This is a genomic window from Streptomyces sp. ISL-99, from assembly GCF_018614005.1.
GTDB classification, from domain to species: Bacteria; Actinomycetota; Actinomycetes; order Streptomycetales; family Streptomycetaceae; genus Streptomyces; species Streptomyces flavidovirens.
In genome coordinates this window covers 114,714-130,881 of sequence record NZ_JAGGPC010000003.1, presented here as the reverse complement: position 1 = coordinate 130,881, position 16,168 = coordinate 114,714, and the positions used below count along the sequence as shown (strand labels likewise).

Below are 16,168 nucleotides of genomic sequence, written 5' to 3'. Positions count from 1 at the left end.
CCCGGGGCCGCTCAATTCGTTCCCCGCGTTACTACGGGAACGTCACCTTGAAGCTGTTGATGTAACCCGTGTCCTGCGCCGCCACGTCCTGCACCCTGAGCTTCCACACACCGTTCGCCGTCTCGGACGACGCGTTGACCGTGTACGTCTCCTTGACGTTGTCCGCGGAGTCCGACCCGCTGGAGCCCTTCAGCCGGTACGCCGTACCGTCCGGGGCGAGCAGGTCGACGACCAGGTCACCACGCCACGTGTGGACGATGTCCACGCCCACCTTCAGCGTGCTGGGCGCCGCCCCCGTCTTGGTGGACGTCACGGAAGACGTGACCGCCGCCCCGTTGTCCGGGATGGCCACGTCAGTCGTGTTCTCGAACGACGTCCCCGTCCCCGGGTCGCCGCCACCGGGCCGCGTCCCGACGTTGACGCCGGCCCACGCGTCGGCGACGGCCTTGTACTCGGCGCTGGTCGTGCCGTACAGCTCACCGGCGACCGCGAGCGTGCCGGTGCGCGCACCCGCGTAGTTGGTCGACGAGCCGAACTTCGTGGTGAGCGCCTTGAACCAGATCTGCGCGGCCTTCTCCCGGCCGATGCCGGTCACCGGCAGACCGTCGGAGGTCGGCGAGTCGTAGCTGACGCCGTTGACGGTCTTGGCGCCGCTGCCCTCGGAGAGCAGGTAGAACCAGTGGTTCGCCGGACCGGACGAGTAGTGGACGTCGATGCTGCCGATGCCCGAGTACCAGGCGTCCTTCGACGAGCCGTCCCTGCTCGGCTTGTCCATGTAGCGCAGCGGCGTCCCGTTGCCCCGGATGTCGATCTTCTCGCCGACCAGGTAGTCGCCGACGTCCTTGGGGTTGTTGGCGTTGAACTCGACGGCGGCGGCGAAGATGTCGGAGGTCGCCTCGTTGAGGCCGCCCGACTCGCCGCTGTAGACGAGGCCGGCGGTGTTGGAGGTGATGCCGTGCGTCATCTCGTGCGCGGCGACGTCGATCGACGTGAGCGGCTTCGTGTTGTTCGCCCCGTCGCCGTACGTCATGCAGAAGCAGGCGTCCGACCAGAAGGCGTTGACGTACGCGTTGCCGTAGTGGACGCGCGAGTACGCGCCGACGCCGTCACCGCGGATGCCGCTGCGGCCGTGCACGTTCTTGAAGTAGTCCCAGGTCAGGCCCGCCCCGTACGCCGCGTCCGCGCCCGCGGTCTCCAGGTTCTGCGGAGTGCCGTCGCCCCAGACGTCGTCCGGGCCCGAGAAGAGGGTGCCGGTGCCCGACGTACCGCGGTTGAGGTTGTACGTCTTGTGGTTGCCGCGCCCGGTGTCGGTCAGGGTGTACGACGGGGCGGAGCCCACCGTCACCTGGCCGCTGTACTGAGTGTTGCCGGTGCCGTTGTGGATGGCCTGCCACTCGAAGATCTTCTTGCCGGTGGAGGCATCGGTGACGACGTGCAGCTCGTTCGGTGTGCCGTCGTGCTGCAGGCCGCCGACGACCGTCTCGTACGCCAGCGTGGGCTTGCCCTGCCCCATCCACACGACCTTGCGCGGGGCGCGGTCGGCCTCGGTCTTCTTCGACCCCTCGGCCTTCGCGGCGCCCAGCGCCTGCTTCTCCGCGACGGCCGGTGCGACCTCGGCGCTCATGTCGACGGACTTGAGCTGCTCCTTGGAGGCCTTGGTCACGCCCTCGGTCCGGCCCGCCTTGGTTTCGGCGACGATGAGGTCTCCGCCGAGGACGGGGAGTCCGTCGTACGTGCGCTCGTACCGCGTGTGGGTGGTCCCGTCGCGGTCCTGGACGACGTCGCGTACGGCGAGCTTCTCCTTCTCGCCGAGGCCGAGTTCCTTGGCGGTGGCCGCCTTGGTGGCGTTGGCCTCGCGTATCAACTCCGCGCGCTGGGCGGGGGAAAGTTTCGCGGGCAGGGCGCCGGGGTCGGCCTTCCCCGCTGCCGCTGTCTTCGGGGCGGCGGTCCAGGGATCGTCGGCCGATGCGGTGCCGGCCTGTACGCCGACGGTGAGCAGTGCCGCTGCGGTCAGCAGCGCGCCGGTCGCGGTGGCACGTCGTCTGGGCGTGGATCTCACGCGAACTCCTTCTGCAAGGGGGGTGGCGGGCGGCTTGGGTGGGCTGCCCGGGCAGAGCCGTGCGGAGCTGGCAAGGTGGAGCGCGGAACGGGGGAAGAGTGGCAGCAGTGAGCACTTGCTGTCAGGAGCGCGTCAAGAAGTTGGCCGGAAATCGTCCGTTGTCCGAATAGCCATGTTCGTTAAGCGGACGTTTGGCGGGCCGTCACCACAACGCTGTACCGGCGTCCGGCGGCGCCAGGAACCGAAGAGCGATGATGTTGGCGAACTGACCAGTTTTCAACGCGCCTTGGACGGAAGGAAACGTAACGATGGACGAACCGGTTTTGGTCACGGGTGCCACCGGCACGCTGGGACGCCCCGTGGTGGAGCGGCTGCTGGCGGACGGTGCGGCCGTACGGGCGATGAGCCGCCGCCCCCGGCGTGGGAGCGACGACCGCCCGTACGAGTGGGCCGTCTGCGATCTCGCCTCGGGCGTGGGTCTCGACGCCGCGGTGCGGGGCGTGGGGACGATCGTGCACTGCGCCACGAACGCCCGTAACGACGTGGCGACCACCCGGCGGCTGATCGAGGCCGCGCGGCGGGCCGGCACCCCGCACCTGGTGTACATCTCGATCGTGGGCGTGGACCGAGTGCCCTTCCCCTACTACAACTCGAAGCTCGCCGCGGAGCGGCTCGTCGAGGCGTCCGGACTGCCGTGGACCATCCTGCGCACCACACAGTTCCACGACCTGGTGGCCACCATGACCCTCGTCCAGCGGCGGCTCCCGGTGACGCTGGTGCCGGCCGGGCTGCGCTTCCAGCCGGTCGAGGTGACGGAGGTCGCCGGGCGGCTCGCCGAGCTGGCCCAGGGCGCCCCGTCCGGGCGGGTGCCGGACATGGGCGGGCCCGAGGTGCGCGAGGCCCGCGACCTCGCCGCGTCGACGCTGCGCGCGGCGGGGCGGCGCCGGCGGCTCGTGCCGGTGCGGCTGCCGGGCAAGGCCTTCCGGGCGTTCCGGGCGGGCGGCATCCTGGCTCCTGACCGGGCCGTGGGGACAGTGACGTTCGAGGAGTACCTGGAGGGGAGGGCGAAGGCGGGACGGCTGTGAGCGGCGTCAGGCCAGGCTGTCGCGCCAGGCCCGGTGCAGGCCGGCGAAGTGCCCCGTACCACCGATGAGTTCGGCCGGTGAGCCGTCCTCGACGATGCGGCCGTGCTCCATGACCAGCACCCGGTCGGCGATCTCCACTGTCGACAGCCGGTGCGCGATCACCACCGCCGTACGCCCGTGCAGCACCGTGTCCATCGCCCGCTGCACCGCCCGCTCGCCCGGAACGTCCAGGGACGACGTCGCCTCGTCGAGGATCAGCACGGCGGGGTCGGCGAGCAGCGCGCGGGCGAAGGCGACCAGCTGCCGCTGCCCCGCCGAGATCCGGCCACCCCGTTTGCGTACGTCCGTGTCGTACCCCTCCGGCAGACCGCTGATGAAGTCGTGCGCGCCGATCGCCTTCGCCGCCTGCTCGATGTCCTCGCGGGTGGCGTCGGGGCGGCCGATGGCGATGTTCTCGGCGACCGTGCCGGAGAACAGGAACGCCTCCTGGGTCACCATCACCACCCCACGCCGCAGTTCGGGCACGGTGAGGTCGCGCAGGTCGGTGCCGTCGAGCAGGACGCGGCCCTCGGTCGGGTCGTAGAAGCGCGCCAGCAGCTTCGCGAGCGTCGACTTGCCGGCGCCCGTCGAGCCGACGACGGCGACGGTCTGGCCCGCCGGCAGCGTCAGGCTGAAGCGCGGGAGGACCTCGCCGCCGGTGCGGTAGGCGAAGCTGACGCCGTCGAAGACGACTTCGCGACCCGGCCCGCCACCGCCGAGCGGGGGCAGTTCACGCGGCTCGGCCGGCTCGCGGACGCTCGGGACCTGGGCGAGCAGGCCCGCGATCTTCTCCAGGGAAGCGGCGGCCGACTGGTAGGAGTTCAGGAACATCCCCAGCCGGTCGATCGGGTCGTAGAGCCGCCGCAGATAGAGCACGGACGCGGCGAGAACACCGAGCTCCAGGCTGCCGTCGGCGACCTGGTAGGCGCCCCACAGCACCATCGCGGCGACCGCAGTGTTGGCGACGAGCCGTGAGCCGACGACGTACTGGGCCATCTCCAGCAGGCCGTCGCCGTTCGTCCGCTCGTGGCGGTGGTTGAGGGCGTGGAACTCCGCGTCGTTCGCCCGCTCGCGCCGGAACGCCCGTACCGGCCGGATCCCGTTCATCGTCTCCGCGAACTTCACGATCACGGCGGCGATCGCCGTCGACCGCTTGCCGAAGATGACGGAGACCCGGCGCCGGTAGCGCCGGATGAGCAGATACAGCGGTACGAACGACAGCACCGCGAGCCCGCCGATGCCCACGTCGAGATACAGCAGCAGCGCGCAGATGTAGACGGAGGAGAGGATGACACCGATCAGCTCCTGGAGGCCCTCGCTGAGCAGCTGCCGCAGTGACTCCACGTCCGTCGTCGACCGGGAGATGAGCCGCCCGGACGTGTACCGCTCGTGGAAGTCGACGCTCAGCGCCTGCGCGTGCCGGAAGATCCTGCCGCGCAGATCGAGCAGTACGTCCTGGTTGACGCGGGCGGAGAGCCGGATGAAGGCGTACTGGAGCAGGCCCGCGCCGACCGAGCAGAGCAGATAGCCGGCCGCGACGATGATCAGTGGCCCGAAGTCGTCGCGCCGCAGGGCCGGTACGCCCCGGTCGATGGCGTACGCGACGAGCAGCGGGCCCGCCTGCACCGCCGCCTGCTGGAGCAGCAGGATCAGCGTGGCGACGGCCACCCGGCCCCGCCGGGGCCGCAACAGCGAGCGCAGCAGCGCCCCCGTCGCCCCTCGGGCCGCGGGCAACGCGTCCCGGTCAAACGGATCACCACCCCGCCCACCGCCATCCCCGAAACCCCCACCCGAGGCATCGGCACCCTCAGCGACGTCGGCTGACCCTGCCGCGGGCTCGCGCTGCGCATATGCCTGAGGCTTCGGGGCGGGGTCGTTGTCCGCGCCCGCCTGGCCACCATTGCGGTCGTCCGCCTGGCTGTCCTCCCGGTCGTCCGCCTGGCCGTCCGCTCGGCCGTCCGCGGTGGTGGTCATGCGGTGTCCCCCTTCTTGCTGACGGCTCCGCTGTCGCCCGTCCCGGACATCAGCCAGGCGTACTCGTCGCTGCTGTGCAGCAGTTCCTGGTGCGTGCCGACGGCCGCGATGCGGCCGCCGGAGAGCAGCGCCACCCGGTCGGCCAGCAGCACGGTGGACGGACGGTGCGCGACGACGAGCGCGGTGGTGTCCGCCAGGACGCGCCGCAGCGCCGCCTCCACCAGCGCCTCCGTGTGCACGTCGAGCGCCGACAGCGGATCGTCGAGCACAAGGAAGCGCGGCCTGCCCACCACCGCTCTGGCCAGCGCGAGCCGCTGCCGCTGCCCGCCGGACAGGCTCAGCCCCTGCTCGCCGACCTGCGTGGCCGTGCCCTGCGGCAACCGGTGTACGAAGTCGGCCTGCGCGGTGTCCAGGGCCCGCACCAGCTCCGCCTCGCCGTCGCCGTCGCCCGCTCCCATCAGGACGTTCTCCCCGACGCTCGCCGAGAACAGCGTGGGCTCCTCGAACGCGACGGACACCAGCTCCCGCAGCCGCTCGCGCGGTATGGACGTGATGTCCTTCCCGTCGAGCGTGATCCGACCGCCCGTCACTTCGTGCAGTCGCGGTACGAGCGTGGTGAGCGTCGTCTTGCCGCTGCCGGTGGCTCCGACAAGGGCCATGGTCTCGCCCGGCCGTACGTGCAGATCGATGTGCGCGAGGACGGGCGGCGCGTCGTCGTGCGCGTCGGGGTAACGGAACTCGACCCCGTCGAAGACGATCCCGTCCCGAGGGGGAATCGACGGGGGAACCGACGGGGGAGCCGACGGGCGAGGCGCCGATGTGGGCGTCGGCTGCGTGGACGGCGGCGGCGTATCTCCCTCCGCCTCCTCCCTCGCGTCCATCACCTCGAAGTACCGCTCCGTCGCCGTCGCCGCGTCCTGGCTGACAGCGAGCAGGAAGCCGATCGACTCCACCGGCCAGCGCAGCGCCAGAGCCGTCGACAGGAACGCCACCAGTGTGCCCGCCGACAGCTCGCCGTCGGCGACCTGGACCGTGCCGAGCACCAGCGCCGCGCCGACGGCCAGTTCCGGCAGTGCGGTGATCACCGCCCAGATCCACGCGAGCAGCCGCGCCTTGGTCAGCTCGGTGCCCCGCAGCGTCAGCGACAGCTTCCGGAAGGCGTGGGCCTGACTGCGGTGGCGGCCGAACCCCTTGATCACGCGGATGCCGAGCACGCTCTCCTCGACAACCGTCGTCAGATCACCGACCTGGTCCTGGGAACGCCGCGCGACCAGCGAGTACTTCGACTCGAACGCATGGCACAGGATCACCAGCGGAATCACCGGCGCCAGCAGCACCAGCCCCAGCGACCACTGCTGTTGCAGCAGGATGACGAAGCCCACCAGAATCGTCACCCCGTTGACCAGCAGAAACGTCAGCGGAAACGCGAGAAACATCCGCAGCAGCATCAGATCCGTCGTCCCGCGCGACAGTAACTGCCCCGACGGCCACCGGTCGTGAAAGGCCACCGGCAGCCGTTGCAGATGCCGGTACAGATCGCCGCGCATCGCCGCCTCCACCCCGGCGAGCGGCCGCGCCACCAGCCACCTCCGGAGCCCGAAGAGCGCCGCCTCCGTGAGCCCGAGCAGCAGCAGGTACAGCGCACCGAGCCACACCCCGCCCGGATCCCGGTCCGCGACCGGGCCGTCCACGATCCACTTCAGAACGAGCGGGATGACCAGGCCCAGGCACGAGGCCAGCACCGCGACGAACGCCGCGCAGGCCAGGCGTGTCCGGACCGGGCGCACGTAAGGCCACAGGCGCAGCAGTGAACGTACGGCCGATCGTTCCTTGGTGGGTGCATCCGTTCCGGTCATCAGGATCGAGCGTACGGTTCACCACTGACAGCGCTCACTTGTTTTAAGCCGTACTGGCCTTCAGCAGCAGCACCGATCTGGCCGGCACGGTGAGCGCCCCACCCGCCGGATGCACCGTCCCCGGCCCCTCCTCCTGGCTCTCCCGCGAGGTGTCGACGACCAGTTCGTACGTCCGCGCCCACGGCGGTCCCGGCAGCACGAAAGTCGCCGGGTTTTCCCCCGCGTGCAGTACGGCGAGAAAGCTGTCGTCCGTGATCTTCGCTCCCCGCGCGTCACGTCCTGGAATGTCGCGGCCGGACAGATAGAACCCCACGGTCGAGGCCGGCGCGTACCAGTCCTCCTGCGTCATCTCCTCCCCGCGCGGGGTGAACCACGCCAGGTCGCGCAGCCCGTCCGCCGCCTGCGGCCGGCCCGAGAAGAACGCGCGCCGGCGCAGCACCGGATGCGCGTGCCGCAGAGCCAGCAGCCGCGACGTCAGCCCGAAGAGCTCCCGCCAGCCGGGGTCGTCGAGCAGCGACCAGTCGATCCAGCTCACCTCGTTGTCCTGGCAGTACGCGTTGTTGTTGCCGCCCTGCGTCCGCCCCATCTCGTCGCCCGCGACCAGCATCGGAACGCCGGTCGACAGCAGCAGCGTCGTCACCAGGTTGCGCAGCTGCTGCCGCCGCAGGGCGTTCACCCCGGCGTCGTCCGTCTCGCCCTCGGCCCCGCAGTTCCACGAACGGTTGTCGTTCGTCCCGTCGCGGTTGCCCTCGCCGTTCGCCGCGTTGTGCTTCTGGTGGTACGACACGAGGTCCCGCAGCGTGAAGCCGTCGTGCGCGGTGACGAAGTTGACGGAGGCGTACGGGCGACGGCCGCCCCACGCGTACAGATCGCTCGACCCGGAAAGGCGATAGCCCAGGTCCCGCACGTCCGGCAGCGCGCCCCGCCAGAAGTCCCGTACAGCGTCCCGGTAGCGGTCGTTCCACTCTGTCCACAGGGGAGGGAAGGCGCCCACCTGATAGCCCCCGTTGCCCACGTCCCACGGCTCGGCGATCAGCTTCACGCGCCGCAGCACCGGGTCCTGCGCGATCACCGCGAGGAACGGCGACAGCATGTCGACGTCGTGCATCGAGCGCGCGAGGGCCGCCGCCAGGTCGAAGCGGAATCCGTCCACGCCCATCTCGGTGACCCAGTACCTGAGCGAGTCCGTGATCAGCCGCAGTACGTTCGGCTGTACGACGTGCAGGGTGTTCCCGCAGCCCGTGTAGTCGGCGTAGCGCCTGGCGTCGTTCTGGAGGCGGTAGTAGCCGCGGTTGTCGATGCCGCGCAGCGACAGCGTGGGCCCGAGCTCGCCCGCCTCCGCCGTGTGGTTGTAGACGACGTCGAGGATGACCTCGATACCGGCCGCGTGCAGGGCCCGTACCATCTCCTTGAACTCGCCGACCTGCTGCCCGGCCGTGCCCGACGCCGCGTAGCCCGCGTGCGGCGCGAAGTAACCGATCGAGTTGTAGCCCCAGTAGTTGCGCAGGCCGCGCCGCAGCAGGTGGTCCTCGTGGGCGAACTGGTGCACCGGCAGCAGCTCGACCGCCGTCACCCCCAGCCGCTTCAGATGCCCGATCGCCGCCGCATGCCCGAGCCCGGCGTACGTACCGCGCAACTTCTCCGGAATGCCCGGGTGCAGCTTGGTGAAGCCGCGTACGTGCAGTTCATAGATGACGGTGTCGGCCCACGGCGTCTTGGGCCGCCGGTCGTCCACCCAGTCGTCGTCGGGCGCGTCGTCGTGGACGACCACGCCCTTGGGGACGTACGGCGCCGAGTCGCGGTCGTCGCGCACCGTGTCCGCGACGTTCTGCTGCGGCCAGTCCCTGACGTGCCCGTACACCTCACCGGGGAGGGAGAAGTCGCCGTCCACGGCCCGCGCGTACGGGTCGAGGAGCAGCTTCGCGTGGTTCCAGCGCGCGCCGGTCCACGGGTCCCAGCGGCCGTGCACACGAAAGCCGTAGCGCTGCCCCGCGCGGACGCCCGGCAGGAAGCCGTGCCAGATCTCGTGCGTCAGCTCGGTCAGCCGGCAGCGCGTCTCAGTGCCGTCCTCGTCGAAGAGGCACACCTCGACGGCCTCGGCCCCGCCCGCCCACAGTGCGAAGTTCGTGCCCGCGACACCGTCGGGCCCGACACGGAAGCGCGCCCCCAAGGGAGTCGGCGCGCCGGGCCAGACGGGCGGCCCGCCCCGGTCGTGGCCCGGGCGCCGCCCGTTGACGGCGGCCGGGGCGGGTACGGGCGCCGGGCGGCTGTCGTTCACCGCCTCGGGCACCGCTGCCCGCACCGCCTCGTGTACTGCCTCCTGCTCGGGTGCGCTGGACACCTGTAAGCCTCCCGCGGCTCGTTGGGACCGGCGGATCCTTGAGACCGTACGGCGTCCCGGCCGTGGCCCCCTCGCGCGGTCCTCCCACCTGTTCTGCCCGGAACAGGGGTCGTACTCACGTTTCCCCTGGAGGGGGGCGGTCGTTGGGCCGGACGTGAGAGACGCAGTGAGACGCGCGCGGGCGGCCCTGGCCGCCGCACTGGCAGGGGCAGCACTCGTCGCCGGGCTCGCCGGGTGCACGGCCGACGGCGAACCGCTGTTCGGCGGGAAGCCGCGCTCCCCCAGGGACGCCATCCGGATCGTTCCCGAGGACGGCGCGAAGGGAGTCCGGTCGGACGGCCGGATCGAAGTGAAGGTCCCCGACGGGCGGCTGGAGCGGGTCCGGGTCGTACGGGTCGAGGACGCCGACCAGCACGAGGTCACGGGCCGGATCGCGGACGACGGGCTGAGCTGGCGGCCGGATGCCGGGACGCTGCGGCTGGCCGCCAAGTACACGGTCGACGCGGTCGCCGTCGACGGCCACGGCCGTCGCTCCGCCCGGCACACCTCGTTCACCACGGCCGTCCCCGAACACCGCTTCATCGGCTACTTCAAGCCGGAGAACCGCTCGACCGTCGGCACCGGCATGATCGTGTCCTTCTCCTTCAACCGTGCCGTCGTCAACCGCGCCGCCGTCGAACGCGCCATCAAGGTCAGCTCCCAGCCGCCGGTGGAAGTGTCCGGCCACTGGTTCGGCGCCCAGCGCCTCGACTTCCGGCCGCGCACCTACTGGAAGCCGGGCACCCGCGTCAGCGTCGACCTGGGACTGCGCGACGTCGAGGCGGCGCCCGGCGTGTTCGGCATCCAGCACAAGGAGGTCGGCTTCACGGTCGGCCGCTCCCAGGTGTCGACGGTGGACGCCGAGGCGCACACCATGGTGGTACGGCGCGACGGCGAGAAGCCGGTGAGGGTGCCGGTCAGCGCGGGCGCGCCGAAGACCACGACGTACAACGGAAAGATGGTCGTCACCGAGCTGTACGACGTCACACGCATGGACGGCAGGACCGTCGGCTTCGGTGGCGAGTACGACATCCCCGATGTCCCGCACGCGATGCGGCTGACGGCTTCGGGGACCTTCCTGCACGGCAACTACTGGGCGCCGTCCGAGACGTTCGGATCGGTCAATACGAGCCACGGGTGCATCGGGCTGCGCGATGTGAAGGGCGGCAGCCCCGACACCCCGGCCGGCTGGTTCTTCGATCGCACGCTCGTCGGGGACGTGGTGGAAGTGGTGAACTCCCGTGACCGGAAGGTCGCTCCCGACAACGGCCTCGGCGGCTGGAACATGGACTGGAACCGCTGGAAGGCCGGCTCCGCTCTCCGGTGACCCCTCGCTGACCTGCACGGCCCGCACCGGTCTCACAGCCACTTGGGACCGAATGGTGACATACACGGGGAGTCGGCGAAACGCCCGGTGTGATTACCATTCACCAGGCGCGCGGTTGCTGCGCGTGGGGGTGCGGGCCATGGCTGGGGCCAGGCCGTGCGAGGGGAGAACAACACGTGAAAAGGCAGCCGGTACCGGGGACATCGGCCGGAGCGCGGTGGGGGCGCGGATCTCGGCGCGGGGGCCCGGGACTGCTGGCTCTGCTGCTGGGGGCGATGCTGCTGTTCGTCACGGCGTGCGCGGGAAGCGGTGCTTCCGGCGGCGGCAAGGGCGGGAAGGCCGGGGCGGGGAAGGCCGGCGACACCAAGGCGTCGCAGGCGGTGGTGACGATCGTGCCCAAGGACGAGGCGAAGAACGTCGCCACGAGCGGGGCGCTGAAGATCGGCGCCGACAACGGCAGGCTGACGTCCGTCAAGGTCGAGGACACCAAGGGCAACGAGGTCGAGGGAAAGATCACCGGGGACGGCACCTCCTGGGAGCCGGCGCACCACCTCGGCGCCGCGACCAAGTACAAGGTCCACGCGATCGCGAAGGACTCCGAGGGCCGTGAGTCCGCGAAGGACACCACCTTCACGACGCTCGTACCGAAGAACACCTTCGTCACTTACTTCACGCCTGAGGACGGCTCGACGGTCGGCGTGGGAATGCCGGTCTCGCTGCGCTTCAGCCGTGGCATCACCGAGCCGGAGGACGTCGAGAAGGCGATCAAGGTGACGGCCGAGCCGTCGGTGCCGGTCGAGGGCCACTGGTTCGGCAACGACCGCCTCGACTTCCGTCCCGAGAAGTACTGGGCCGCCGGCACCAAGGTGACGCTGAAGCTGAACCTCGACGGCGTCGAGGGCCGGCCGGGCGTGTACGGCAAGCAGTCGAAGACGGTGAAGTTCACGGTCGGCCGCAGCCAGGTCAGCATCGTGGACGCCAAGGCCCACACGATGACGGTCAAGCGCGACGGCAAGGTCCTCAAGACCGTCCCGATCACCGCGGGCGCCCCGTCGACGACGACGTACAACGGCCAGATGGTCATCAGCGAGAAGTACACGGTGACGCGCATGAACGGCGCCACCGTCGGCTTCGGCGGCGAGTACGACATCAAGGACGTACCGCACGCGATGCGCCTGTCGACTTCCGGCACCTTCATCCACGGCAACTACTGGGCGGGCGCCGGGACCTTCGGGTCGGCGAACGTCAGCCACGGCTGCGTGGGTCTGCGGGACGTGAGGGGCGGGTGGGACAAGAATGCTCCGGCCGCCTGGTTCTTCAACAACTCGATCCTCGGTGACGTGGTCGTCGTGAAGAACTCCAACGACAAGCAGATCCAGCCGGACAACGGCCTCAACGGCTGGAACATGTCCTGGGCGGAGTGGAAGAAGTAACACGCGCAGTACGTACGTACGGACCCGGTGCACTGTGATGGAGCGCACCGGGTCCGTTGTCGTTAACGGGGGCTAACCTCGCTCGTATGACTGTGAATCTCGAAGTCTCCGAGGGCGTCGGCACCATCCGCCTGGCCCGTCCCCCGATGAACGCGCTGGACATCGCCACCCAGGACCGGCTGCGCGAGCTCGCCGAAGAGGCGACCCGGCGCGACGACGTGCGCGCCGTCGTCCTCTACGGCGGCGAGAAGGTGTTCGCCGCCGGCGCGGACATCAAGGAGATGCAGGCGATGGACCACGCGGCGATGGTCGTACGCTCCAGGGCTCTCCAGGACTCCTTCACCGCCGTCGCCCGCATCCCCAAGCCCGTCGTCGCCGCGGTCACCGGCTACGCGCTGGGCGGCGGCTGCGAGCTCGCCCTGTGCGCCGACTTCCGTATCGCCGGGGACAACGCCAAGCTCGGCCAGCCCGAGATCCTCCTCGGCCTGATCCCCGGCGCGGGCGGCACGCAGCGGCTCGCGCGGCTGGTCGGCCCGTCCAGGGCCAAGGACCTGATCTTCACCGGGCGGCACGTGCGCGCCGACGAGGCGCTGGCCATCGGCCTGGTCGACCGGGTGGTGCCGGCGGCCGAGGTGTACGAGCAGGCGCACGCCTGGGCCGCGAAGCTCGCCCAGGGCCCCGCGATGGCGCTGCGCGCGGCCAAGGAGTGCGTCGACGCCGGTCTTGAGACGGACCTGGAGACCGGGCTGGCCATCGAACGCAACTGGTTCGCGGGGCTGTTCGCCACCGAGGACCGGGAGCGGGGCATGCGCAGCTTTGTCGACGAGGGCCCCGGCAAGGCCAAGTTCCTCTGAGCGTCGGCAAGTTGGCGCAAAGTTGGCGGGTACTCCTCCCGGGCGGATTAACCCGGCCTTAACGCAGCCTGAAGGGGACCTTGTCGCGACGGCTTCGTGATCAGTCGTGCGCGCCGTCAACCGCAGGTCAGTTGGGGTGCGGCGGGGCATTTTCTGCCACCGGCATATGCCAACCCGTACCCTCGGACGGGGTGGTTCCGAGGGACCGAATCCCCCGGAACGGCCCCGGGCGGCCTTTCGGACGGCCATGATGGGGGCATGGCGGGGCTGGAGGGTGTGGAGCAACCGCGGCCGCGCGGCAGCGCGACTGCCGCGCGGTGGACACCGGCTATTGAGGACGAACAGGCGTTCAAAGCCGTGGAGTTGTACGGGAATCCGACCGACGAAGAGGTACGGCTGCCCTCCCGTCCGGAGTCGGCGGCCACGGCGCGGCGGCTCACGCACTGCGTGGTCCTGCGCCAGTGGCAGCTCTCCCCGCAGACCGCCGAGCACGCGGTGCTGCTCGTCTCGGAACTCGTGGGCAACGCCGTGCGGCACACCGGCGCCCGCGTCTTCGGACTGCGCATGCTGCGCCGCAGGGGCTGGATAAGGATCGAGGTGCGCGACCCGTCGCGCGGCCTGCCCTGTCTGATGCCCGTGCATGAACTCGACACCAGTGGCCGCGGGCTCTTCCTCGTCGACAAGCTCTCCGACCGGTGGGGCGTGGATCTGCTGCCGCGCGGCAAGACCACCTGGTTCGAGATGCGGGTCAGTGACCGTATCGCCGAGCGCTGACCTTCAGAAAAGCTGAGCATGCACAAAAGCTGGGGCATGCACAAAAGCCCCCTGCAGGCCGGGGTGCGGCACTTCGGGGGCTTTTGTGGAGCGCCGTGGAACGGGGGGGTGTGATCCACGGCCGCTTGTGATGACGACCTGGCCCGGGTCAATGGGGGTCGTGGCACCGACTATGGCAGACAGGTGAGCAGGGTGCCAAAAGCCCGCCCTGGGTCAAACGCCGCAAGGCCGGGCATTCTTGTGATGAATCGCAGGTGAGATGAGCCACTCACCTGGCAATGGCCGCATAAATATGGGTCAGGGTGAGTGAATCCATACCGGATGTAGGAGTTGGGCGCCTCGGCCTCGGCGACCCGCTAAGCCCGAATTGGCTCAATCATTACCTTTTGCTCGCATTACCCCTTAAATGGGGCGCGTGACCCTGACATGCCGCCGCAGCGTGCTGCGCGCCGGAGCCGGAGCGGCCGGGGCGGCCGTCGCGGGAGCGTTCGCCACCGGCTGCGACGCGGACTCCGCGGCACCCGCGCCCGCCCCGGTGCCGTTCGCGGCGCCGCGCCCGGCCCCCGCCCCGCACCGCTTCCCCGGCTTGCCCGTCCAGATCACCCACGGCCCGCGCGACCGCCGCCGGGTCGCCCTCACCTTCCACGGGCAGGGCGACCCGGCCACCGCGAAGGCCGTACTCGCCGAGGCCGAGCGGGCCGGCGCCCGCGTCACCGTCCTCGCGGTCGGCAGCTGGCTCGACGCCCACCCGCGGCTCGCCCGCCGGATCATCGACGGCGGCCACGACCTCGGCAACCACACCCAGCGCCACCTCGCCATCTCCGCCATGGGTGAGGAGGAGGCGTACGCCGAGATCAGCGGCTGCGCGGACCGGCTGCGCCGGCTCACCGGCTCCATCGGCACCTGGTTCCGGCCCTCGCGCACCCGGTACGCCACGCCGCTCGTCCAGCGGCTGGCGCACCGGGCCGGCTACCCGCACGTCCTGTCGTACGACGTCGACTCGCTCGACTTCACCTCGCCCGGCGCCCCGGCCGTCACCCGGAAGATCAGCGGGGAAATCCGCAACGGTTCCGTGGTGAGCCTGCACTTCGGCTACGCGGACACGGTCGCCGCCCTGCCCGCCCTCCTCGACGAACTCGACCGCCGCGGCCTGCGCGCGGTGACCACCACGGAGCTGCTGACCCGATGACGACGCTCATTCGACGTACGACCGCGCTGCTCGCCGGCGCCCTCCTCGCCGCCCTCGCGGGCTGCGCCGACTCCGACGACAACGGCCCCGCCGCGGGGCACGGCACCAAGGGCGTGGCGCCGCCCGCCGAGGTGAAGAAGACCGCGCCCGCCGGGCTGCCGGGGATGCCGCCGGTGCTCGACCCCAAGGACGTGTACGCCGCCGACCGGCCGAACAAGCTGTCGCCGGTCGTCAAGAACTTCCCGTCCCGCGTCTATGTCCCCAACACCAACTCCAACACGGTGTCGGTGATCGACCCCAAGACGTACAAGGTCATCAAGACGATCCCGGTCGGTGTCCAGCCGCAGCACGTCGTGCCGTCGTGGGACATGAAGACCCTGTGGGTCAACAACAACCGCGGCCACACCCTCACGCCGATCAACCCGGCCACGGGCGCGGTGGGCAAACCGGTGGAGGTGCACGACCCGTACAACCTCTACTTCACGCCCAACGGCAAGTACGCCGTCGTCATGGCGTCGATGGACCGCGAACTGGTCTTCCGCGACCCGCACACCATGGACCGCGTCAAGACCGTCCCGGTGACCTGCGCGGGCGTCAACCACGCGGACTTCTCCGCCGACGGCCGGTACTTCGTCGTCTCCTGCGAGTTCTCCGGCGAGCTCCTCAAGGTCGACACCGAGAAGATGGAGGTCATCGGCCAGCAGAAGCTGCCGTTCGAGGGCGCGATGCCGCAGGACGTGAAGATCTCGCCCGACGGCAAGACGATCTACATCGCCGACATGATGGCGCACGGCATGTGGGTCCTGGACGGCGAGAAGTTCACCACCCCCGACCTGCTGCCGACGGGCAAGGGCTGCCACGGCCTCTACGTCTCGCGCGACTCCAAGGAGATGTACGTCTCCAACCGGGGCGAGGGGTCCGTCTCCGTCTTCGACTTCAAGAAGAACAAGCTGACGAAGAAGTGGCACCTGCCTGACGGCGGCAGCCCCGACATGGGCGGTGTCTCGGCCGACGGCAAGGTGCTGTGGCTGTCCGGGCGTTACGACTCGGAGGTGTACGCCATCGACACCACCACCGGCAGGCAGCTCGCCCGCATCCCGGTCGGCGGCGGCCCGCACGGCCTCGCGGTGTACCCGCAGCCGGGCCGCTACTCACTGGGCCACACGGGCATCTTCCGCTGACGCGAGGTCTCTTGCTC

Annotated in this window: 11 protein-coding genes; 7 read left to right on the top strand and 4 right to left on the bottom strand. The window is 70.4% G+C overall.

Annotation, left to right across the window (positions count from 1 at the left end):
• Window positions 1-31: 31 nt before the first annotated feature.
• Window positions 32-2,059: a M4 family metallopeptidase gene (locus tag J7E91_RS01915; RefSeq protein WP_214898523.1), complete on the bottom strand. Its 2,028-nt coding sequence runs from the start codon at window positions 2,057-2,059 to the stop codon at window positions 32-34.
• Window positions 2,060-2,367: 308 nt separating this feature from the next.
• Here J7E91_RS01915 and J7E91_RS01910 point away from each other — a divergent pair, with 308 nt between their 5' ends.
• Window positions 2,368-3,144 (top strand): SDR family oxidoreductase, encoded by a 777-nt coding sequence (locus J7E91_RS01910; protein ID WP_214898522.1) that lies wholly within the window; start codon window positions 2,368-2,370, stop codon window positions 3,142-3,144.
• Window positions 3,145-3,150: 6 nt separating this feature from the next.
• On the opposite strand, the gene J7E91_RS01905 is transcribed toward J7E91_RS01910, so the two are convergent.
• Genes J7E91_RS01905 through glgX form a run of 3 tightly spaced genes read right to left on the bottom strand, consistent with a single transcriptional unit; the run spans window position 3,151 to window position 9,354 of the window.
• Window positions 3,151-5,157 (bottom strand): ABC transporter ATP-binding protein, encoded by a 2,007-nt coding sequence (locus J7E91_RS01905; RefSeq protein WP_251015033.1) that lies wholly within the window; start codon window positions 5,155-5,157, stop codon window positions 3,151-3,153.
• A complete protein-coding gene (locus J7E91_RS01900; protein ID WP_214898521.1) occupies window positions 5,154-7,013 on the bottom strand; it encodes an ABC transporter ATP-binding protein in 1,860 nt (619 codons plus the stop codon). Before J7E91_RS01900 ends, J7E91_RS01905 begins: the two co-directional genes overlap by 4 nt.
• A 43-nt stretch (window positions 7,014-7,056) precedes the next feature.
• Window positions 7,057-9,354, bottom strand: a complete 2,298-nt coding sequence (gene glgX, locus J7E91_RS01895; protein WP_214898520.1) for a glycogen debranching protein GlgX — start codon at window positions 9,352-9,354, stop codon at window positions 7,057-7,059.
• Window positions 9,355-9,508: 154 nt separating this feature from the next.
• Between glgX and J7E91_RS01890 the strand changes: the two genes are divergently transcribed.
• The 6 genes from J7E91_RS01890 (at window position 9,509) to J7E91_RS01865 (ending at window position 16,151) form a co-directional block, all read left to right on the top strand.
• Window positions 9,509-10,720: an Ig-like domain-containing protein gene (locus tag J7E91_RS01890; RefSeq protein ID WP_214898518.1), complete on the top strand. Its 1,212-nt coding sequence runs from the start codon at window positions 9,509-9,511 to the stop codon at window positions 10,718-10,720.
• 275 nt (window positions 10,721-10,995) lie between these two features.
• Window positions 10,996-12,153: an Ig-like domain-containing protein gene (locus tag J7E91_RS01885; RefSeq protein WP_214898565.1), complete on the top strand. Its 1,158-nt coding sequence runs from the start codon at window positions 10,996-10,998 to the stop codon at window positions 12,151-12,153.
• A gap of 86 nt (window positions 12,154-12,239) precedes the next feature.
• Window positions 12,240-13,007 carry an enoyl-CoA hydratase/isomerase family protein gene (locus tag J7E91_RS01880; protein WP_214898515.1) on the top strand — a complete coding sequence of 256 codons (768 nt, stop codon included), beginning with the start codon at window positions 12,240-12,242 and terminating at the stop codon, window positions 13,005-13,007.
• Between the two features lie 258 nt (window positions 13,008-13,265).
• Entirely contained in the window at window positions 13,266-13,781 is a 516-nt protein-coding gene (locus tag J7E91_RS01875) for an ATP-binding protein (RefSeq protein WP_214898513.1), read from the top strand.
• Window positions 13,782-14,187: 406 nt separating this feature from the next.
• A complete protein-coding gene (locus tag J7E91_RS01870; protein WP_214898511.1) occupies window positions 14,188-14,970 on the top strand; it encodes a polysaccharide deacetylase family protein in 783 nt (260 codons plus the stop codon).
• A complete protein-coding gene (locus J7E91_RS01865; RefSeq protein ID WP_214898509.1) occupies window positions 14,967-16,151 on the top strand; it encodes a YncE family protein in 1,185 nt (394 codons plus the stop codon). The genes J7E91_RS01870 and J7E91_RS01865 overlap by 4 nt, the downstream gene beginning before the upstream one ends.
• The last annotated feature ends 17 nt before the right edge of the window (window positions 16,152-16,168 follow it).